Origin of the sequence: Pseudomonas sp. NPDC079086 (genome assembly GCF_044542155.1) — a bacterium.
In the GTDB taxonomy this organism is placed as follows: domain Bacteria; phylum Pseudomonadota; class Gammaproteobacteria; order Pseudomonadales; family Pseudomonadaceae; genus Aquipseudomonas.
This window is the reverse complement of record NZ_JBITTY010000002.1, coordinates 887831-907848: the sequence shown is the minus strand read 5'-3', so window position 1 is coordinate 907848 and position 20018 is coordinate 887831. Positions and strand designations below refer to the sequence as shown.

Here is a 20018-nt window from a genome sequence, read left to right as displayed (position 1 = left end):
CAGGTGCTCTGCTAAAATGCAGCGCCTTTCTCGTCGGTAACCTGCATCGTGGCATTCACCTGGGTCGATTGGGCGATTATCGCCGTTGTCGCCGTTTCAAGTCTGATCAGTCTGAGCCGAGGCTTCGTCAAGGAAGCCCTGTCGCTGCTTACCTGGATCATTGCTGGCGTGGTTGCCTGGATGTTTGGCGGCGCACTGTCGCAGCACCTGGTGGGTTTTATCGATACGCCCTCGGCGCGCGTGATTGCAGGTTGCGCGATTCTATTTGTGGTCACCTTGTTGGTTGGTGCCTTGGTCAATTACCTGATTGGGGAGTTGATCCGGGTAACCGGGCTGTCGGGGACAGATCGTTTTCTCGGCATGGTTTTCGGCGCGGCGCGCGGAGGCCTGCTGGTCGTAGTGCTGGTCGGTCTGATCAGCTTGGCTCCGGTGCAACAAGACAGCTGGTGGCAGGAGTCAGCTCTGCTGCCGCATTTTCTGATGGTTGCTGACTGGTCGAAAAACCTGATTCTCGGTTTGTCCAGTGAGTGGCTTGCCAGCGGCGTTTCCGCGCCGGTGGAATTACCGTTCAAAGAGGCACTGCTGCAGCCTAAACTGCCGTAGTGCGTTGCGAATCATCGTGTTTCATTGAGTAGGGGTTGCGTCACATGTGCGGCATTGTCGGTATCGTCGGTAAATCGAACGTCAATCAGGCGCTGTATGACGGGCTTACCGTCCTCCAGCACCGCGGCCAGGATGCTGCCGGTATTGTCACCAGCCATGATGGCCGCCTGTTCCTGCGCAAGGACAACGGCCTGGTGCGTGATGTGTTCCAACAGCGTCACATGCAGCGCCTGGTTGGCCACATGGGCATCGGCCACGTGCGCTACCCGACTGCGGGCAGCTCCAGCTCCGCTGAAGCGCAGCCGTTCTACGTCAACTCGCCGTACGGCATCACCCTGGCGCACAACGGCAACTTGACCAACGTCGAGCAGCTGGCCAAGGAGATCTACGAGTCTGACCTGCGCCACGTCAACACCAACTCCGATTCGGAAGTGCTGCTCAACGTGTTTGCCCACGAATTGGCGCAGCGCGGCAAATTGCAGCCGACCGAAGAAGATGTATTCGCTGCAGTGACTGACGTGCATGAGCGCTGCGTGGGTGGTTACGCGGTTGTGGCGATGATCACCGGTTACGGCATTGTCGGCTTCCGCGATCCCAATGGTATCCGTCCGATCGTCTTCGGTCAGCGTCATACCGACGAGGGCGTGGAATACATGATTGCCTCGGAAAGTGTCTCCCTCGACGTGCTCGGTTTCACCCTGATCCGCGATCTCGCGCCGGGCGAAGCGGTGTACATCACTGAAGATGGCAAGCTGTATACCCGTCAGTGCGCGAGCAACCCGAAATATGCACCGTGCATCTTCGAACACGTCTATCTGGCGCGTCCGGACTCGATCATGGATGGCATCTCGGTCTATAAGGCGCGCCTGCGCATGGGCGAGAAGCTGGCCGACAAGATCCTCCGTGAACGCCCAGTGCATGACATTGATGTGGTCATCCCTATTCCTGATACCAGCCGTACCGCTGCGCTGGAGCTGGCCAATCACCTGGGTGTTAAGTTCCGCGAAGGCTTCGTCAAGAACCGCTATATCGGCCGTACCTTCATCATGCCGGGCCAGGCTGCACGGAAGAAATCCGTACGGCAGAAGCTCAACGCCATCGAGCTTGAATTCCGCGGCAAGAACGTGATGCTGGTGGACGATTCCATCGTGCGCGGCACCACCTGCAAGCAGATCATTCAGATGGCTCGCGAGGCGGGGGCCAAGAACGTGTATTTCTGTTCGGCAGCCCCAGCCGTGCGCTACCCGAATGTGTACGGTATTGACATGCCTAGCGCCCATGAGCTGATCGCTCACGGCCGCACCACCGAGGAAGTCTGCGAGCTGATTGGTGCCGACTGGTTGGTCTACCAGGATCTGCCGGATCTAATCGAGGCGGTCAGTGGTAGCAAGAAGATCAAGATCGATAACTTCGACTGCGCGGTGTTCGATGGCAAATACGTCACCGGCGATGTCGACGAGGCTTACCTGAATAAGATCGAGCAGGCGCGAAATGACCTCTCGAAGGTCAAGTCCCAGGCTGTCAGCGCGATTATCGACCTGTACAACAACTAGGTTGCAGTCCGGCCCGTTACGGCGGGCTGGTTGAGGGAATTGGTAATGACGATTGAATGGCAAGCCGGGCGTCTGGACAGCGATCTTGACGGCGTCGGCTTCGATACCCTGGCGGTGCGCGCCGGTCAGCACCGCTCGCCGGAAGGTGAGCACAGCGAGGCGATCTACCCGACCTCAAGCTATGTGTTCCGTACCGCGGCCGATGCTGCCGCGCGTTTTGCCGGCGAAGTGCCGGGCAACGTCTACTCGCGCTACACCAATCCGACCGTACGCGCCTTTGAGGAGCGTATTGCCGCTCTGGAAGGCGCCGAGCAGGCGGTGGCAACCTCATCCGGTATGTCGGCGATTCTGGCCATTGTCATGAGCCTGTGCAGCGCCGGCGATCATGTGCTGGTGTCGCGCAGCGTATTCGGTTCGACCATCAGCTTGTTTGAGAAGTACCTCAAGCGCTTTGGTGTGCAGGTCGACTATGTACCGCTGGCCGATCTGGATGCCTGGTCGGCGGCGTTTAAGCCCAATACCAAGCTGCTGTTTGTCGAGTCGCCGTCCAATCCGTTGGCTGAGTTGGTGGATATCGCTGCACTAGCGGACATCGCCCACAGCAAAGGCGCACTGCTGGCGGTGGACAACTGTTTCTGCACCCCGGCGTTGCAGCAACCGCTCAAGCTGGGTGCCGATGTGGTGATGCACTCGGCGACAAAATACATCGATGGCCAGGGCCGTAGCATGGGCGGTGTGGTTGCAGGCTCGGCCAAGCTGATGACCGAAGTGGTGGGTTTTCTGCGTACCGCGGGGCCGACACTCAGCCCGTTCAATGCCTGGATCTTCCTCAAAGGCCTGGAAACCCTGCGCATCCGTATGCAGGCGCATTGCGCCAGCGCGCTGCAATTGGCGCAGTGGCTGCAGCAGCAGCCAGGCATCGAACATGTGTACTACGCCGGTTTGCCCAGCCATCCACAGCATGAGCTGGCCAAGCGTCAGCAGAGTGCCTTCGGTGCCGTGGTCAGCTTTGAGGTCAAGGGCGGCAAAGAGGCGGCCTGGCGTTTTATCGATGCCACGCGGGTGATCTCGATCACCACCAACCTCGGTGACACCAAAACCACCATTGCCCACCCGGCGACCACCTCGCATGGTCGTTTGAGCTCTGCCGAGCGGGCTAACGCCGGTATTCGTGACAACCTGATCCGCGTCGCGGTGGGCCTGGAAGACTTGGCTGACCTGCAAGCGGATTTGGCTCGCGGCCTGGCGGCGCTCTAAGCGCTCTGAGCGATGTTGTCAGCGTTAAAGAAAAGGCCCTGCTTTTAATTAAGCAGGGCCTTTTTATTACAGAGAGTTATTCGCGCAGATCGATAGCCTCAGGTTCGGCCTGGTCGAACAGCTGTACCGGGTCGCGCGGCAGAATGCCAGGTCGGTAGTTTTCGCGGATATCGCCAAGTACGCGGATGTCGCTGTATTTTTTCCCGGATAAAGCTGCCATGCCGGCCGCATCGCGGATTACGGTCGGACGCAGGAAGACCATCAGGTTGCGCTTGATGCGGGTTTCCTTGGTCGAGCGGAACAAGCGTCCGATCAATGGGATATCGCCCAGCAGCGGCACCTTGGAGTCAGCCTGGGTCACATCATCCTGAATCAGTCCGCCGAGCACGATAACCTGGCCGTTCTCGGCGAGGATGGTGCTCTTGATCGAGCGTTTGTTGGTAATCAGGTCGACGGCATTCACGCCCTGGCTGGTTGGGGCGATGGAGGAAATTTCCTGCTCGATTTCCAGGCGCAGGCTAGCGCCATCGTTGATATGCGGGGTTACCTTCAGGGTCACGCCGATGTCCTGGCGTTCGATGGTGGTGAAGGGGTTGTCGGCACCCGATGCGCTGGTGGTGAAGGAACCCGTCTGAAACGGCACATTTTGCCCGACCAGGATTTCTGCCTTCTGGTGGTCCAGGGTCAGCAGGCTGGGCGTGGACAGCAGATTGCTCTTGCTGTTGGCCGACAGTGCAGTAATCAGCACCCCAAAACTGTCAGTGCCCAGTCCGATGATTGCGCCGTCCGGCAGGTTGGCCAGGGTGTTGTTGTCGCTGCCGCTGTCGTTGCCGCTGTCCTGAATGGCTTGCAAGACCCGTCCTACTGACAGTCCGGTGCCGCTGAAGTTAGTACCACCCAGCCCGCCAGTGCTACCACGGGCATCGACGGCCCACTGCACACCCAGCGCGTCACTGATATCTCCGGATACTTCGACAATCGCCGCTTCAACCATCACTTGGGCGCGGGGGACGTCGAGCTGGCGCACGATGTCTTCCAGGGTTGCCACCACATCAGGCTCGGCCAGTAGCACCAGGGCGTTGAGGCTCTCGTCGGCGCGGATCAGGATGGTCTGCGGCTTGCCGGTGGTTTCGCCGCCAGTCTCGGGTTTGAGTTTCTCGGAGATTTCTCCGAGGGTTTCCGCCAGGCTTTTGGCATCGCCATGGCGCAAGCGGATAACCCGGGTATTGGCCGAGCGGCTGGTGGGGGTGTCTAGCGATTGTGCCAGGGCCACTAGCTTGGCCCGGGCTGCCGGTGGGCCGAGCAGAATCAGGCGATTGGTGCGGCCGTCGGCAATCACCTGCGTGCCGGACGCGCCCTTGGCTTGGCCGCGATCCACGGCGCTGCGCAGTACTTCGGCGGTGTCCATTACCCAGGCATGCTGCAGGTTGAGCACGCTGTAATCGTTTTGGCCTTTCTGGTCGAGCTGGCGCAGCAGGTCTTCGATGCGTTCGATATTGGCCGTACGGTCGCTGATGATGATCGCGTTGGCGCTGCTGATCGCTGCCAGGTGGCCGTATTGCGGCACCAGTGGGCGAATCAGCGGAATCAGCTCGGCGGCCGAGCCATGCTGTACCTGGATCAGCCGGGTTTCCAAGCGGTCTGGCGCACTGCGCCCAGCATCCGCGTCGGACTTGGCCTCGGCATTGGGTACGATGCGCGCCTGGTCGCCCTGGGTAATCACGCTGAAACCGTGGGTGGCCATCACTGAGAGAAAAAGCTGGTAGACCTCGGTGAGTGTCAGCGGGCTGTTGGATACCACGCTGACCTGGCCTTTGACCCGTGGATCGACAACAAACGTCTGCCCACTTATCTGTGCGACCTGATCGATAAACTCACGGATATCGGCGCCTTTGAGGTTGATGGTCCAGCTTTCTTCCTGCTGGCTGGCGCTCGGCGCGATGGCGGTAACAGCAGCGCTCAGTGGTAGCGAACTGCAGACTAGGCCAGCGGCCAGTAGGGCGAAGGTAAGGCGCGAGAGAGTGGGGGTCATCGTGTCAGTTTTCTTCCGTGGGCTGTTCGGTGGGTTCTGCAGTGCCCGGCAGGCTGCCGGAATCCTGCATCTGCTGGCGTAAGGCATCCATACGTTCACGCAGCTGGCTCAGGTCATCGGACTCCATCTCGCTGAGCTGCTCAATCGGGTCGACCATAACCTCCTGGGTGTTGCTTTGTACGCTACTGGTGGTCGAGCTATTGAGCGGGAAACTGAGGCTTTCACGGCGACCATTGCGCAGCAGTTCGACGCGATCAGGAGCCACCGAATGCAGGCGCACGCCGCTACTGATTTCGCTGTTGATGCTGTAGCGTTGGGCCGTGCTGCCTTCGCTAAGGATGATTGCTGTGGAGCGTTGCGGATTTGCATGTACAAAGCTGCCGAGCAGTGTCAGGCGCAGGTTGGTGCTGGGGGCGGGGCCGTCGTTGGCGGCGCTGTTGCGGCCGAACAGTTGACCGATCTCGGGATTGACTGCCGCCACTGGCGCTTCGTTGGAACTGTTGTTGCTGGCTGCTACGGGCGCGCGCAGCAAACGCAGCCAATCGGCACTCTGCCAGGCCAGACTGACGCTCATAACAAGAATCAGCGCGATGCCAGCAAGAGAGGTGGCCTGGCGCTTTAGCCAGCGTTGTGGAGCCATAAGCTGCAAGGGGGCGTCACTCCGTAACTTATTATTATGTGGTGTGGTTCGCGCGCTGATCATAGACATTTGCCAAGCATTTGGCAGCCCCTGGTTGGGGTAGTGTATAGACCAGTTCAATGTGCTAAAGATAGCGCGCTGTTTTTCGCTCTATTGCGGCTAACTTACAACAACTATGTTGCAAAACCCCAGTTTTTGAGCCCTCGCTTGATATTCTTGGGTTCATCATCAGCTTTCTGTGCTTAAGGCATATTACGGATGAATGCGTTGCTTACAGAAGTGCCATCACGGCGTTTACCTTTCAGCTTTGCCAGGCGTCACGGTGTGGTCCTCGTTGTGGAGGGCGGCGTTCCTTGTCTGGTTTATCGCGTGGGCGTCGAATTGGTTGCGCTGAGCGAGGCGCAGCGCTTTGTTGGCGCGCAGTTACCGCTGCAGGCGCTGTCGCCCGAGGCCTTCGAACAGGCCCTGGCCAAGGCCTATCAGCATGATTCGGCGTCTATGCAGTTGGCCGAGGACATCGGCGGCAGTCTCGATCTGGCCGCGCTGGCCGAGCAGGTACCAGAAACCGAAGACCTGCTGGAGCAGGAAGATGACGCGCCGATCATTCGATTGATCAACGCCATCCTCGGCGAAGCGATCAAGGAAAACGCCTCGGACATCCACCTTGAAACCTTCGAAAAGCGCTTAGTCGTGCGCTTTCGCGTAGACGGTATTCTGCGTGAAGTCCTGGAACCCAAGCGCGAGTTAGCGGCTTTGCTGGTGTCGCGGATTAAAGTCATGGCGCGGCTGGATATTGCCGAGAAACGCATTCCGCAGGATGGGCGTATTTCCCTGAAAGTCGGCGGCCGCGAAGTAGATGTGCGGGTTTCGACTTTGCCATCGGCCAATGGCGAGCGAGTGGTGCTGCGTTTGCTCGACAAGCAGGCTGGCCGCCTCAACTTGCAGCACCTAGGCATGAGCGCGCGTGATCGCGATCAGATGGAAGCCACCGTGCGCAAGCCCCACGGCATTCTGCTGGTCACCGGGCCTACCGGTTCGGGTAAGACCACCACGCTGTACGCCAGCTTGGTCAGCCTGAATGACCGCACGCGCAATATCCTCACCGTCGAAGATCCGATCGAGTATCACCTTGAGGGCATCGGCCAGACCCAGGTCAATTCCAAGGTCGATATGACCTTCGCCCGTGGCCTGCGCGCCATCCTGCGTCAGGACCCAGACGTGGTGATGGTCGGTGAGATTCGCGACAAGGAAACCGCTGAAATCGCCGTGCAGGCCTCGTTGACCGGTCACTTGGTGCTCTCTACCCTGCACACCAACAGTGCCATCGGCGCGATCACCCGCCTAGTGGACATGGGCATCGAGCCGTTTCTGTTGTCGTCGTCCTTGCTCGGAGTGCTGGCTCAGCGCCTGGTGCGGGTGCTCTGTCCGCATTGCAAAGAGGCTTATCAAGCCGATGAAGCCGAGTGCAAATTGCTTGGCGTGGCGCTTGCGCCGCCGCCGACCCTGTATCACGCCCGTGGCTGCGCCGAGTGCCATCAGCAAGGTTATCGCGGCCGTACCGGTATCTATGAGCTGGTGGTATTTGATGATCACCTGCGCACCCTGATTCACAACGCCGCTTCCGAACAGGACATGACCCGCCACGCCCGCAGTCTAGGCCCGAGCATCCGTGACGATGGTCGACGCAAGGTGCTGGAAGGGGCGACCACGGTCGAGGAAGTGCTGCGCGTGACTCGAGAAGAATAATGGCCGCGTTCGAATACCTTGCCCTCGACGGCAAAGGCCGCCAGCAGAAAGGCGTGCTGGAAGCCGACAGTGCGCGCCAGGTGCGGCAGATTCTGCGCGAGCGGCAACTGGCGCCGCTGGATGTTAAAGCCACCCGTACCCGGGAACATGCTGGAGCAGGTTCGCACTTCAGTTTTGCCCGCGGTATTTCCGCCCGTGATCTGGCGCTGATTACCCGGCAGTTGGCGACCCTGGTGCAGGCTGCCTTGCCGATTGAGGAAGCCCTGCGCGCCGCCGCTGCCCAAGCCAGCTCGCCGCGTATCCAAAGCATGCTGCTGGCCGTGCGCGCGCGGGTGCTGGAAGGCCACGACCTGGCCAGCAGCCTGAAAGAATTTCCTTCGGCGTTTCCCGAGCTCTACCGCGCCACCGTGGCGGCGGGCGAGCATGCCGGCCACCTTGGCCCGGTGCTGGAGCAATTGGCCGACTACACCGAGCAACGCCAGCAGTCGCGGCAAAAAATCCAACTGGCGCTGCTCTATCCACTGATTCTGATGTGCGCGTCCTTGCTGATTGTCGGCTTCTTGCTGGGTTATGTTGTGCCAGACGTGGTGCGGGTGTTTATCGACTCCGGGCAAACCCTGCCGGCGCTGACTCGCGGCCTGATTGCCCTGAGTGATTGGGTCAAGGGTTGGGGTTGGCTGGCGGTGATTGTCGCCATTGTTGGCGTGTTCGCCTTGCGCTGGGCGTTGCGTGATGATGCGGTCAAGGCGCGTTGGCACGGCTTTTTGCTGCGTATCCCGTTGGTGGGGCGCTTGATTCGCGCCACCGATTGCGCACGGTTTGCCTCGACCCTGGCGATTCTGACCCGCAGCGGCGTGCCGTTGGTTGAAGCCCTGGGTATCGGTGCGCAGGTGATCGCCAATCGGGTGATTCGCGCGGACGTGGTGATAGCCGCACAGAAGGTCCGCGAGGGCGGCAGCCTGACCCGCGCACTGGAAGCCAGCGGCCAGTTTCCGCCGATGATGCTGCACATGATCGCCAGCGGCGAACGCTCGGGCGAGCTGGACCAGATGCTGGCGCGCACCGCGCGCAATCAGGAAAACGATCTAAGTGCCCAGGTGGCGCTGTTGGTGGGGCTTTTTGAGCCTTTTATGCTGGTCTTTATGGGGGCGGTGGTGCTGGTGATCGTGCTGGCCATTCTGCTGCCGATTCTGTCTCTCAATCAGTTGGTGGGGTAAGCAGTGAACAAGCGTCAATCAGGTTTTACGCTGATCGAAATCATGGTGGTGGTGGTGATCCTCGGCATCCTCGCCGCCTTGGTGGTGCCGCAGGTTATGAGTCGGCCTGATCAGGCCAAGGTCACCGTGGCCAAGGGCGATATCAAGGCCGTGGCCGCCGCGCTGGATATGTACAAGCTGGACAACCACGCCTACCCGAGCACCCAGCAGGGCCTGGAAGCGCTGGTGAAAAAGCCCTCCGGTAACCCGCAGCCGAAAAACTGGAACCGCGACGGCTACCTTAAGCGCATGCCGGTCGATCCGTGGGGCAATGTCTACCAATACCTGGCACCGGGTACCAAGGGCGCTTTCGACCTGTATTCGCTGGGCGCCGACGGCAAGGAAGGCGGCAGCGATCAGGATACCGATATCGGTAACTGGGACCTCTGATTCCCATGCGCCAGCAACCGAGCCAGGCTTGGGGCTTTACCCTGATCGAACTGCTGGTGGTGCTGGTGATTCTCGGCAGCCTGATCGGCATTGCTGTGCTCAGTGTGGGCATCGCCGGTCCTGGGCGCGAGTTGCATAACGAAGCCGAACGGCTGGCCGGGTTGATTGGCGTGCTGGCCGAGGAAGCGGTGCTGGATAACCAGGAATACGGCCTGCTGCTCAGTCGTGAGGCCTACCAGGTGCTGCGCTACGACTCGGCGAAGCAGAGCTGGCAGGCCTTGTCGGCCAAGCCGCACAAACTGCCAGGTTGGGCCGAGCTGAGCGTCGAGTTGGAAGGTGTTGCGCTGGAGCTGCCGCTGCCAGAAGGCGAAGAGCCGAGTAAAGGCACATTGACGCCGCAGTTGTTGCTGCTGTCGAGCGGCGAGATCAGCCCGTTTCGTCTTCGTCTGGCCGAGCGCCGCGCTGATGGTTTGCGTCTGCAATTGGTCAGCGATGGTTTTCAGTTGCCCAAGGTCGAAACTGAGCAAACAGCAGGGCGTAAACGATGAGGCGCGCGGGCGGTTTTACCTTGCTTGAGGTGCTGATCGCCTTGGCGATTTTTGCCATGGTTGCCGCCAGTGTGCTGACTGCCACTGCGCGCAGCCTGCAGACCGCTTCGCGTTTGGAAGAAAAGACCCTGGCCATGTGGATTGCCGACAACCGCCTGGCTGAGCTGCAACTGTCGAAGAGTCCGGTCGCCGATGGTCGTGAGCAGGGCGAGGTTGAATTCGCCGGACGGCGTTGGCAGTGGCAAAGCGAGGTGCTGGCCACCAGCGAGGCGGATATGCGCCGCGTCACCCTCTGGGTTGCGCCGGCAGAGCAGGAGCGTTCGGGCGGTGATGTGCGTGAGCGCGCGGTGGTCAGCCTGAATGGTTTTCTCGGGGTGATGCAATGAGGGCGGCGCGTGGCTTTACCTTGCTCGAATTGCTGATCGCCATCGCCATCTTTGCCCTGCTGGGGCTGGGCACCTACCGCATGCTCGACAGCGTGCTGCAAACCGACAAGGTCACCCGCGCCCATGAAATGCAGCTGCGTGAGCTGGTGCGCGCCATGGCCGCATTCGAGCGCGATGTGTTGCAGGTGCAGGCCAGGCCCACGCGCGACCCTTTTGGTGACCCACGCGCCGCCTTGCTGGGTGAAGACCTGGATGCCCCAGCCCTGGAACTGACTCGCAGCGGCTGGCGCAATCCCCTGGGGCAGTCGCGCTCCGGCCTGCAGCGCGTGCGCTGGCAGCTCAGTGGGGAGCAGTGGCAGCGCCAATACTGGACCGTGCTGGATCAGGCGCAGGACAGCCAGCCGCAGGTGCAACAGGCGCTGGATGGGGTGACTCGACTGCAATTGCGCTATCTGGATCAGGAGGGCAGCTGGCAAACCAGTTGGCCGCCACTGGGTAATAACCCGGACGATGCGCTCAAATTGTTGCCGCAGGCTATTGAATTGGTTCTCGAGCATCGCCGCTATGGCGAATTACGCCGTGTGCTGCGTCTGCCCGAAGGCTTGCCGGAGCGTCTGCAGCAGGCGCCTAAACCGAGCCCTGACGACCCCGCTGAGCCAGGCGGCGATACTCCTGAGGAGCCGCGCACATGAGTCGGCAGCGCGGCATGGCGCTGATCACCGTCTTGTTGGTGGTGGCGGTGGTCACAGTGGTTAGCGCTGGGATTATCGCCCGCCAGCAACTGTCTATTCGCAGCAGCGCCAATCAGCTGCATGTGCGCCAGGCCTGGCATTACGCCCTGGGCGGCGAAACCTTGGCCAAGGCCATTCTGCAGCGTGACTTGCGTGAGGGTGATCCAAGTGCGCCGGTGGATCATACGGGCGAGGCGTGGGCTAAAGCCCGTGCGCCCTTTGCCCTGGATGAGGGCGGCGCCTTGCGTGTGCAGATCACCGATCTGACTGGGCGTTTCAATCTCAACAGCCTGCTGCGTCAGGGCCAGCCCAATGAGGCCGCCGTGGCGCAGTTGCGCCGTCTGCTGCTGGGGCTGCAGATCGAAGCGCCCTACGCCGAGCGCCTGCTCGATTGGTTGGACGCTGATGATCAGCCCAGCGGTGGTTACGGCGCGGAAGACAATCAATATCTGCTGGCGCAGCCGCCTTATCGCGCGGGCAACCGAGAGTTGAAGGATGTCTCCGAACTGCGCTTGTTGCTGGAAATGACCGAGGCGGATTACCAGCGCCTGTCGCCCTATGTCAGCGCGTTGCCGGCGGATGCCACGCTTAACGTCAATACCGCCAGCGCGCGGGTATTGGCCAGCGTGGCTGAAGGGTTGCCCCTGAGCACCGCCCAGGGCCTGGTCGCCGCGCGGGGCAGTGAGGGCTATCGTGATTTACCGAGCTTTACCGCGCAGCTCAGCGGCTTGCAGGTGCAGAGCCAGGGCCTGGCGGTCGGCAGTCAGTATTTTCAGGTGCTCAGCGAAGTCACTGTTGGTGAGCGCCGTCAGGTTTTGCGCAGCACCTTGCAGCGCGCCAGCGATGGTCAGCTGTATGTTCTAGCCCGTGATTTGGGGCAGGGCGGTATGCCGCCCACGCCCGTTGAGGAAGTCGAACCATGAGTCAGACCTATGTATTTCTGCCGCCCGCGGCTTGTGCCGGTGCGCAGGCGGAGCTACCCGTACAGTGGGTGGCCGATGGGGGCAGCGAAACCCTGGCGTTCAGCGAAGTGCAGGCGCAGGTGGGTGGCAGCTGGACCCTGGTCCTGCCCGTTGAGGCGGTTACCTCCTGCGCGGTCAATCTGCCGACGCGCAAAGCCCGCTGGTTGCGTCAGGCGCTGCCGTTTGCGGTGGAAGAGTTGCTTGCTGAAGAAGTCGAGCTGATGCACCTGGCGTTGGGCGAGCAATTAGCCGATGGCCGTCACCGGGTGTTTGCCGTGCGCCGCAGCTGGCTGGCTGGCTGGCTGGCGTTGTGCCCCACAGCGCCGCAGGCGATTGTCGTGGATGCCGATCTGCTTCCTGGATCGGGTACTGCGCTTTTTTCGCTGCACGGTCGCTGGTTGCTGGGCGGCGAGAATGTCACGCGGATGGCGCTGCAGGCGCAGGACTGGCCGCAGCTGAGCCCCCTGTGTGCGCAGCCACAAGTTGCCTGGTGTGACCCGCAGCACCCAGCGCCGCAACCGGTGGATGAAAGCATGGACGTAGCCGATCCCTTTGTATGGCTGGCCCAGCAGCCGCTACGCAATAACCTGGCCCAGGGCGAGTTCGCCGTGCAAAGCAGTAGTGGTCAGTGGCAACGCTGGCGGCCATTGCTGGGGCTGGTCGGCATGTGGCTGGTGTTGCAGTGGGGCTTCAATCTCGCGCAGGGCTGGCACCTGCAGCGTCAGGCCGATGAATACGCCGCAGCCAGTGCCGCGTTGTACCGGGAGCTGTTCCCGCAGGACAGCAAGCTGGTCAACCTGCGTGCGCAGTTTGATCAACATCTACAGGCAGGGGCAGGCGGCGGACAAACCCGTTTGCTCGGCTTACTTGCCCAGGTCAGCGGCGCGATGGCTACAGAGGGCGGCCAGGTGCAGATCAGTCAGGTGGATTTCAGTGAAGTACGTGGCGATCTGGCCATGCAGGTGCAGGCTGCCGGCTTTGCCGAACTGGAGCGTCTGCGTGAGCGCTTGCAGGAAAGTGGCCTGGCGGTACAACTGGGCTCGGCCAGCCGTGAAGGTGCAGGCGTCAGCGCGCGCGTGGTGATCGGAGGATGAGCATGGTCTCGCAAAGCAAAGGTTTTACCGCGCAGCTGGATAATTCGCAGTTGTTGCAGCGCTGGCGTGCTCTGGCGCCTCGTGAGCAGTTCTCGCTTGGCAGCCTGGGCGCGTTTCTGCTGCTGGTGCTGCTCTATCTGGCGCTTTGGCAGCCGACGCAGGAGCGCCTTGCTGCAGCGCGCAGTGCGTTTGAAACACAGCGCGAGTTGAATGCCTATCTGCATAGCCAGGCGCCGGCGGCGCGCAATGTGGCCAGCACCCCGCAACAGGCGATTGATCCGGCGCGGCTGCAGGGTATGGTCACGGCCACGGCTGCGACTCAGGGCCTTACCATCGAGCGTTTGGACAATGCCGGCGATGGCGCCGTGCAGCTCAATTTGCAGCCGGCGCCTTTTGCCCAGTTGCTGCGTTGGTTCACTGTGCTGCAGGAACAGGGTGTGCAAATCGCCGAAGCCGGGCTGGATCGTGCCGAAGACAATAAGGTGGCCGCTCGGTTAAGCCTGCGGGTGGCGCAATAATGGTGCGGCGTGCCCTGTGATGGCACCTGCGAAGGACAGTTCTTTTTGCACTTTTTTAGAAAAACTTGAAGCAGGGTGTTGACTTAGGTGCGGCCCTTGCGTAAATTTCGCGCCTCGCAAGCAGCGGGTGATTAGCTCAGCTGGGAGAGCAGCTGCCTTACAAGCAGCGGGTCGGCGGTTCGATCCCGTCATCACCCACCACTCTTGTGAACCGGACGAAAGTCCACCGACGCGCAGCGGTAGTTCAGTCGGTTAGAATACCGGCCTGTCACGCCGGGGGTCGCGGGTTCGAGTCCCGTCCGCTGCGCCATATTTTCCAGTCTGAGATGGTTCAGGTTGAGATGGAAAAGCCTAAAGGCTGATTCATCAGATGAAGCAAGAGTTGTACGGACGAAAGTCCACCGACATGCAGCGGTAGTTCAGTCGGTTAGAATACCGGCCTGTCACGCCGGGGGTCGCGGGTTCGAGTCCCGTCCGCTGCGCCATATAGAGAGCCCGCTGATAGCGATATCAGCGGGTTTTTTATTACCTGCCATCCATGGCGGCAACCCTTCGGGCCGTCGCTTCGCGACGTTAAAAATGACTCCCGGTCATTTTTTATTGCCTGTAATTTTCCGCAATTGGCCTGAATCTGGTTGTGCGACAAACTGTCATCTTGCGTTCATCTGCCTGCTCTAGCCTGATTGGCATGCTCTTTGTTTATGCAGTGAGCGGTTGCTGATATAGCGAGTGGAGGAACAGGCAATGGACGATTATCAAGAAGAGCTGCTGGAAACCCGCGCCGCCGAGCAGGATGTGCCGGAGCGTGACGAAGACGCTACCGAACTTTGACCATTTATAGGGGCGCTAAAGTGCTCGGCGTTGCTCGCGGCGATATTCGCCTGGGGTTTGCTGGTTCCAGCGTTTGAACGCATGCTGGAAGGCTTCGGCGGAGGCAAAGCCGAGCAGGTAGGCGATTTCGCCGAATGCCAGTTCGGTGTCGCGGATATAGGCCATGGCCAGGTCGCGGCGAGTGTCGTTGAGGATTCTGCGAAACTGCGTGCCTTCCTCGGCCAGCTTGCGCCGCAGGGTCCAGGTCGGTAGCTGCAGGCGCGCCGCCACTTCTGTCAGATCTGGTTCGCGACCGTGCAGCAGCGGGCCGAGCAGCTGAGTAATGCGCTCGCGCAGGTTTCGCGTGCGAGTCAGTTGCGCGAGTTCGTGTTCACAGATTTCCAGCAGGTGCCGCCAGGTGCTCGGGCAGTGCTCGGGGTTGCGCATATTCAGGCTCTGCTGGCTCAGACGCAGCTGGTTGTGTTCACTGGCAAACTCCACTGGGCAGTCAAACAATTCGCCGTACTGCGCCGCATAGACGGGCGCGGGAAATTCTATCTGCACTTTCTCCACGGGCAGCGCTTGTTGTGCCAGCTTGCTGAGTTGTTGCGCCCAGCTTGCTAGCACCGAATCAACCACAAAGCGGTTATAGGCGTTGTAGGGGCTGATCGAATAGAAGCGCAGCCAGGCGCCCCGATTGTCTTCGTGCAGGCTGGATTGGCCGCGGTAATTACTGGCATATAGCGGTTCGAAACGAATCAATGCGCGCGCCGCTTCCCGCACCGTCGGTGCCTGCATCGCAGTGACACCGGCTAGACCAAGTTGGCTTAGGCGGCTGGTTTGCCCCATCAGCAGGCCCAGGCCTGGTTCGCCACATTGCTGGATGGCGCTATGGCCCAGGCGCATGTAACGCGGGATCGACAGTCGCGCACGGGGTTCGGCTAGGCGTGCGGCATCCAGGCCGTAACTATCGAGCAGCGGTTGTGGATCCTGGGCGCAATCGCGCATGGCATCGGCCAGGCTGTCGACAAAGCCGACCGACAGGTCGCCGAGTTTGATCCGCGTGTTTTTTAGCATCGCAAAACTATTCCGCTTATAGCCAGGCAGTGCTGGGCATCTAGATAAGGTGCCAGGGTAGGCAGGTGCTTTGGCTTTGCCAAGGCTTGCTGCTCTTTTTGATCATTAGGTTGTTACTTTAAGTCATTGAGCTGTTCGGCGCGGCTGATTATCGTCTAGACCATATTCGACCGCGACCCGTTAAGAGGTTGCGGCATCCGTGAAAGCCAACACCCGATGTGGAGATTTCCATGACTGCTCAGTACCCCCACCTGCTGGCCCCGCTTGATCTGGGCTTCACCACGCTGAAGAACCGCACCCTGATGGGCTCGATGCACACCGGGTTGGAAGAAAAGCCCAATGGTTTCGAGCGCATGGCGGCCTATTTCGCCGAGCGCGCCCGTGGTGGCGTTGGCTTGATGGTGACCGGTGGTATTGGCCCGAACGATGAAGGCGGCGTGTATTCCGGCGCAGCCAAGCTAACCACCCCGGAAGAGGCGGAAAAGCACAAGATCGTGACCCGCGCCGTGCACGCGGCGGACGGCAAGATCTGCATGCAGATCCTCCACGCCGGCCGTTATGCCTACAGCCCGAAATCGGTAGCACCGAGCGCCATCCAGGCGCCGATCAACCCGTTCAAGCCGAAAGAGCTGGACGAGGAAGGGATCGAGAAACAGATTCAGGATTTCATCAACTGCTCCGTGCTGGCCCAGCAGGCCGAGTACGACGGTGTTGAGATCATGGGTTCGGAAGGCTATTTCATTAACCAGTTCCTCGCCGCCCATACCAACCACCGTACCGATAGATGGGGCGGCAACTACGAGAACCGCATGCGCCTACCGGTGGAAATCGTCCGCCGTGTGCGTGAGGCCGTCGGCCCGAATTTCATCATCATCTACCGCCTGTCGATGCTCGATCTGGTCGAAGGCGGCAGCACCTGGGACGAGATCGTCCTGCTGGCCAAGGCCATCGAGAAGGCCGGCGCTACCATCATCAACACCGGTATCGGCTGGCACGAAGCGCGTATCCCGACCATCGCCACCAAAGTGCCGCGTGCGGCGTTCACCAAGGTCACTGCCAAGCTCAAGGGTGAGGTGAGCATTCCGCTGATCACCACCAACCGCATCAACACCCCGGAAGTGGCCGAACAGGTACTAGCCGAAGGTGATGCCGACATGGTCTCCATGGCCCGTCCGTTCCTCGCTGACCCGGATTTCGTCAACAAGGCTGCAGAAGGCCGTAGCGACGAAATCAACACCTGCATCGGCTGTAACCAGGCCTGCCTGGACCACACTTTTGGCGGCAAACTGACCAGTTGCCTGGTCAACCCGCGCGCCTGCCACGAGACCGAGCTGAACTACATTCCGACCACCGCGGTGAAGAAGATCGCCGTGGTCGGTGCTGGTCCTGCTGGCCTGTCAGCGGCCACCGTGGCCGCCGAGCGTGGCCATAGTGTGACCCTGTTCGATTCGGCCAGCGAAATCGGCGGCCAATTCAACGTGGCCAAGCGCGTGCCGGGCAAGGAGGAGTTCTTCGAGACCCTGCGCTACTTCAAGCGCAAGCTGGAAACCACAGGTGTCGACCTGCGCCTGAACACCCGCGTCAGCGCCGACGAACTGGCGAAGGGCGGCTTCGACGAAATTATCCTGGCCACCGGTATTGCGCCGCGTACCCCGGCCATTCCGGGTATCGAGCATGCCAAGGTAATCAGCTATCTGGACGCCATTCTGCAGCGCAAGCCGGTTGGCCAGAAGGTTGCGGTCATCGGCGCCGGCGGTATCGGCTTCGACGTCTCCGAGTTCATCACCCACCAGGGTGAGGCCACCAGCCTCAACCGTGAGGAGTTCTGGAAGGAGTGGGGCATCGACGTCGCGCTGGAAGCCCGCGGTGGTGTGGCGGGGGTTCAGGCCCATCCGCATCCGGCGGCGCGTGAAGTGTTCCTGCTGCAGCGCAAGAAATCCAAGGTCGGCGACGGTTTGGGCAAGACCACGGGTTGGATCCACCGCACCGGTCTGAAGAACAAGAACGTACAGATGCTTAACTCGGTCGAGTACCTCAAGGTTGACGACGCCGGCCTGCATATCAGCATCGCCGGTGGCGAGCCGCAGGTATTGCCGGTGGATACGGTGATTGTCTGTGCTGGTCAGGACCCGCTGCGTGAGCTGCAGGAAGGCCTGGAAAACGCCGGGCAGAGTGTGCACCTGATTGGTGGTGCCGATGTGGCCAGCGAGCTGGACGCCAAGCGCGCAATCAACCAGGGCTCGCGCCTCGCCGCCGAACTCTGATAGCAAGCGCCCCGCCTAGTGCGGGGCGTTTTGCATGTGGCTCACAACAATAAGGAGAAGCCCGTGTCCGATAATCCTCAATTACAACCGGCAGCGGCCGCCACGCTCGCTCAGTGGCATGGCCTGATGCAGAACAACGATTTGCGCAGCCTGCCGGAATTGCTACACCCGCAGGCGGTGTTTCGTTCACCGATGGCGCACAAGCCCTATGCCGGTGCGCCCATGGTGTCACTGATTCTCAATACCGTGAGTAAGGTGTTCGTCGACTTTGCCTACCACCGCGAGCTGGCCAGCGCCGATGGTCTTAACGTGGTGTTGGAGTTCAGTGCCAAGGTGGGCGAGCGCGAGCTCAAGGGCATCGACATGATTCGCTTCGATGAAACCGGCAAGATCGTCGATTTTGAAGTGATGGTTCGCCCCATGAGTGGTCTGCAGGCCTTGGGCGAGGAAATGGGTCGACGCCTGGCTCCATTCCTGGCTGCCGCCAAAGCCTGAAGCGTTGCACCAAACCCATCACACTTTCACCCTGTTAGCCGGGTTTTAGCGGCTTGCTGGCAGGGTGACTGCCAACCCAATCACATTGCTGGGCTTGGTTTTTCCCCTAGACTTGCCTGAACAAGGGTATAGCGCCTGCGACGTGGGGCTTGCTTAACTCGTCAGAATGTTGGCAGTCTTGCCGTGTGCGCCATTTTTTGCACAGTATAGGCAGGATGAGTCACCGCTGAGCGGAGCACCCGTTTCGGCCTAGAGGAAAAGCGATGAGCATGCAGAACAAGCCGCAGATGGTTGAGGCCGTACTGTTCTTCAGTGAACGCGGCGGCATCTGCAAGCAAATGTTTTTCCCCGAATTCGAAGCCTTGCTCGATGGCGTGGTGAATATGCCGGAGTTCGCCGACGAGCAGATGCGTGTGGCGTACGTGCTGATCAACCCGCGTTTGCTGATCAAGGCGCTGGTGTTTTTCTACCTGGATTTCGATGAGAAGGGCGCGCCGGATTCCGGCTGGAATATCCCTTTGCAGGCCCTGGCCGAGCGCGCCGGGCGCGGACCTGATTTGGGCGCAGGTCCAATTCGTCTGGCTTGCCGCAGCCAATGCCCGGTCTCTTGGCACCAAATGCACCTCTGGGACCCCAGCCTGACCCCAGGTAATAACGATCTGGCGCTGCTGCGCGATGTAGTCAAACGCAACAGCCTCGGCTTGCTGGCTGAAGACGATAATGCTCCGGCGGTTGCGCCCGAGCGTCTGCAGATGGCTTCGGAGGATAAGTGGTACGCCGCGGACCCCGCTCAGGAAGAAGCCGCCAAAGCCACAGAAAAGCTTGATCAGGAGCAGCGAGTGAAAGCCGCGCAACTGATCAAGCAGCAGCGTTTGCGCATCACTAGCTTGACCCAGCAGCACGAGGAAGAGTTAGCCAAGTTCAAGCTGGCCAGCGATGAGCAGAGCAAAAATCTGCAATCGCAAATCCACGGTCTGCATCAGGCCTTGCGCCAGCAGGAAGAGCATAACGCTGCGCTGAAGACGCAACTGGCTGCTCAGGCATCGAGTTTCCAGACCTCCCGTGAGGAAATGACCGAGCAACTGCGTGCGCTGGAGCGTGATGGTCGCAGTGAGAGCGACAGCTTGCGTGCGCAGTTCGAAGGTGAGATGCAGGCCAAGATCGCCTCGGCAGTGGCCGAGTACAAAGAGCAGATTGCTATTCGCGATGTCGAACTGGCTTATCGCGGCGAGCAGGACACTCAAGCGTTGCAGGAGATCAATCGCCTCAAACGCGCTTATGCCGACCTGGCCAGCCAGGGCGGTGATCAGATTCTTGAGCGTCTGGCCAAGCTCGGTGTGGTCTTTGTGGTTTACCACCCAGGCGCAGGTCACTTGACCATCCCGCTGCAGGACATTGCCGCCTACCAGGACAACCCAATGGCCTATGCGGCGGCCAAGTGCTTTGTCAGCGAAGAGCAGTACCGTCATTGGCTGGCGCATTACCAGCAGCCGAGTTGCGAAGCCTCGCTGCCCAGTGGTGAGCGCTGCGCCATTCCCATTGATCGTATTGATACCCCCAGCCGTTTTGCCCTGGGCGAATCCAATTGCTGTGCGCGGCACAAGGCCAGTAGCCGTTTGCGTACTGTCAGTTAACCTTGCCTGTTGTCCTACCTGA

Annotated in this window: 18 protein-coding genes and 3 tRNA genes; 18 read left to right on the top strand and 3 right to left on the bottom strand. The window is 60.6% G+C overall.

Going from position 1 to position 20018, the window contains the following annotated elements; all coding sequences use genetic code 11:
• The first annotated feature begins 48 nt into the window (after positions 1-48).
• Genes ACIGEK_RS13925 through ACIGEK_RS13915 form a run of 3 tightly spaced genes read left to right on the top strand, consistent with a single transcriptional unit; the run spans position 49 to position 3413 of the window.
• Complete coding sequence (locus tag ACIGEK_RS13925; RefSeq protein WP_397493868.1) at positions 49-603, top strand: CvpA family protein; 555 nt, start codon at positions 49-51, stop codon at positions 601-603.
• 44 nt (positions 604-647) lie between these two features.
• Positions 648-2156 carry an amidophosphoribosyltransferase gene (purF, locus tag ACIGEK_RS13920; protein WP_397493867.1) on the top strand — a complete coding sequence of 503 codons (1509 nt, stop codon included), beginning with the start codon at positions 648-650 and terminating at the stop codon, positions 2154-2156.
• 45 nt (positions 2157-2201) lie between these two features.
• Positions 2202-3413, top strand: coding sequence for an O-succinylhomoserine sulfhydrylase (locus tag ACIGEK_RS13915; protein WP_397493866.1), 1212 nt, complete (start codon positions 2202-2204; stop codon positions 3411-3413).
• Between the two features lie 76 nt (positions 3414-3489).
• Here ACIGEK_RS13915 and gspD read toward each other — a convergent pair whose 3' ends face one another.
• A complete protein-coding gene (gene gspD / locus ACIGEK_RS13910) occupies positions 3490-5445 on the bottom strand; it encodes a type II secretion system secretin GspD (RefSeq protein ID WP_397493865.1) in 1956 nt (651 codons plus the stop codon).
• Positions 5446-5449: 4 nt separating this feature from the next.
• Positions 5450-6019 carry a type II secretion system protein N gene (locus tag ACIGEK_RS13905; RefSeq protein ID WP_397493864.1) on the bottom strand — a complete coding sequence of 190 codons (570 nt, stop codon included), beginning with the start codon at positions 6017-6019 and terminating at the stop codon, positions 5450-5452.
• 324 nt (positions 6020-6343) lie between these two features.
• On the opposite strand from ACIGEK_RS13905, the gene gspE reads away from it, so the two are divergent.
• The 12 genes from gspE (at position 6344) to ACIGEK_RS13845 (ending at position 14201) form a co-directional block, all read left to right on the top strand.
• Positions 6344-7831 carry a type II secretion system ATPase GspE gene (gspE, locus tag ACIGEK_RS13900; RefSeq protein WP_397493863.1) on the top strand — a complete coding sequence of 496 codons (1488 nt, stop codon included), beginning with the start codon at positions 6344-6346 and terminating at the stop codon, positions 7829-7831.
• Positions 7831-9048 (top strand): GspF family T2SS innner membrane protein variant XcpS, encoded by a 1218-nt coding sequence (gene xcpS / locus ACIGEK_RS13895; protein WP_397493862.1) that lies wholly within the window; start codon positions 7831-7833, stop codon positions 9046-9048. Before gspE ends, xcpS begins: the two co-directional genes overlap by 1 nt.
• A 3-nt stretch (positions 9049-9051) precedes the next feature.
• On the top strand, positions 9052-9477 hold the full coding sequence (gene gspG, locus ACIGEK_RS13890) for a type II secretion system major pseudopilin GspG (RefSeq protein ID WP_397493861.1): 426 nt from the start codon (positions 9052-9054) through the stop codon (positions 9475-9477).
• A gap of 5 nt (positions 9478-9482) precedes the next feature.
• Positions 9483-10025, top strand: coding sequence for a type II secretion system minor pseudopilin GspH (gspH, locus tag ACIGEK_RS13885; RefSeq protein ID WP_397493860.1), 543 nt, complete (start codon positions 9483-9485; stop codon positions 10023-10025).
• Positions 10022-10411 (top strand): type II secretion system minor pseudopilin GspI, encoded by a 390-nt coding sequence (gene gspI, locus ACIGEK_RS13880; RefSeq protein ID WP_397493858.1) that lies wholly within the window; start codon positions 10022-10024, stop codon positions 10409-10411. Before gspH ends, gspI begins: the two co-directional genes overlap by 4 nt.
• A complete protein-coding gene (gspJ, locus tag ACIGEK_RS13875; RefSeq protein WP_397493857.1) occupies positions 10408-11103 on the top strand; it encodes a type II secretion system minor pseudopilin GspJ in 696 nt (231 codons plus the stop codon). The genes gspI and gspJ overlap by 4 nt, the downstream gene beginning before the upstream one ends.
• Complete coding sequence (gene gspK, locus ACIGEK_RS13870) at positions 11100-12065, top strand: type II secretion system minor pseudopilin GspK (RefSeq protein ID WP_397493856.1); 966 nt, start codon at positions 11100-11102, stop codon at positions 12063-12065. Before gspJ ends, gspK begins: the two co-directional genes overlap by 4 nt.
• Positions 12062-13198 carry a type II secretion system protein GspL gene (gene gspL, locus ACIGEK_RS13865; protein ID WP_397493855.1) on the top strand — a complete coding sequence of 379 codons (1137 nt, stop codon included), beginning with the start codon at positions 12062-12064 and terminating at the stop codon, positions 13196-13198. Before gspK ends, gspL begins: the two co-directional genes overlap by 4 nt.
• A gap of 2 nt (positions 13199-13200) precedes the next feature.
• Positions 13201-13716: a type II secretion system protein M gene (locus ACIGEK_RS13860; RefSeq protein WP_397493854.1), complete on the top strand. Its 516-nt coding sequence runs from the start codon at positions 13201-13203 to the stop codon at positions 13714-13716.
• A 125-nt stretch (positions 13717-13841) separates the two neighbouring features.
• A tRNA-Val gene (locus ACIGEK_RS13855) sits at positions 13842-13917 on the top strand.
• Between the two features lie 32 nt (positions 13918-13949).
• Positions 13950-14026: transfer RNA gene (locus ACIGEK_RS13850), tRNA-Asp, on the top strand.
• 98 nt (positions 14027-14124) lie between these two features.
• A tRNA-Asp gene (locus ACIGEK_RS13845) sits at positions 14125-14201 on the top strand.
• 361 nt (positions 14202-14562) lie between these two features.
• Here ACIGEK_RS13845 and ACIGEK_RS13840 read toward each other — a convergent pair.
• On the bottom strand, positions 14563-15603 hold the full coding sequence (locus ACIGEK_RS13840) for an AraC family transcriptional regulator (protein ID WP_397493853.1): 1041 nt from the start codon (positions 15601-15603) through the stop codon (positions 14563-14565).
• Between the two features lie 230 nt (positions 15604-15833).
• Here ACIGEK_RS13840 and ACIGEK_RS13835 point away from each other — a divergent pair, with 230 nt between their 5' ends.
• From ACIGEK_RS13835 to ACIGEK_RS13825, 3 genes are all read left to right on the top strand, one after another.
• Positions 15834-17867 carry an FAD-dependent oxidoreductase gene (locus ACIGEK_RS13835; protein WP_397493852.1) on the top strand — a complete coding sequence of 678 codons (2034 nt, stop codon included), beginning with the start codon at positions 15834-15836 and terminating at the stop codon, positions 17865-17867.
• A gap of 126 nt (positions 17868-17993) precedes the next feature.
• Complete coding sequence (locus ACIGEK_RS13830) at positions 17994-18362, top strand: nuclear transport factor 2 family protein (RefSeq protein ID WP_397494021.1); 369 nt, start codon at positions 17994-17996, stop codon at positions 18360-18362.
• 263 nt (positions 18363-18625) lie between these two features.
• Positions 18626-19996, top strand: a complete 1371-nt coding sequence (locus ACIGEK_RS13825) for a chromosome partitioning protein ParA (protein WP_397493850.1) — start codon at positions 18626-18628, stop codon at positions 19994-19996.
• Positions 19997-20018: the final 22 nt, after the last annotated feature.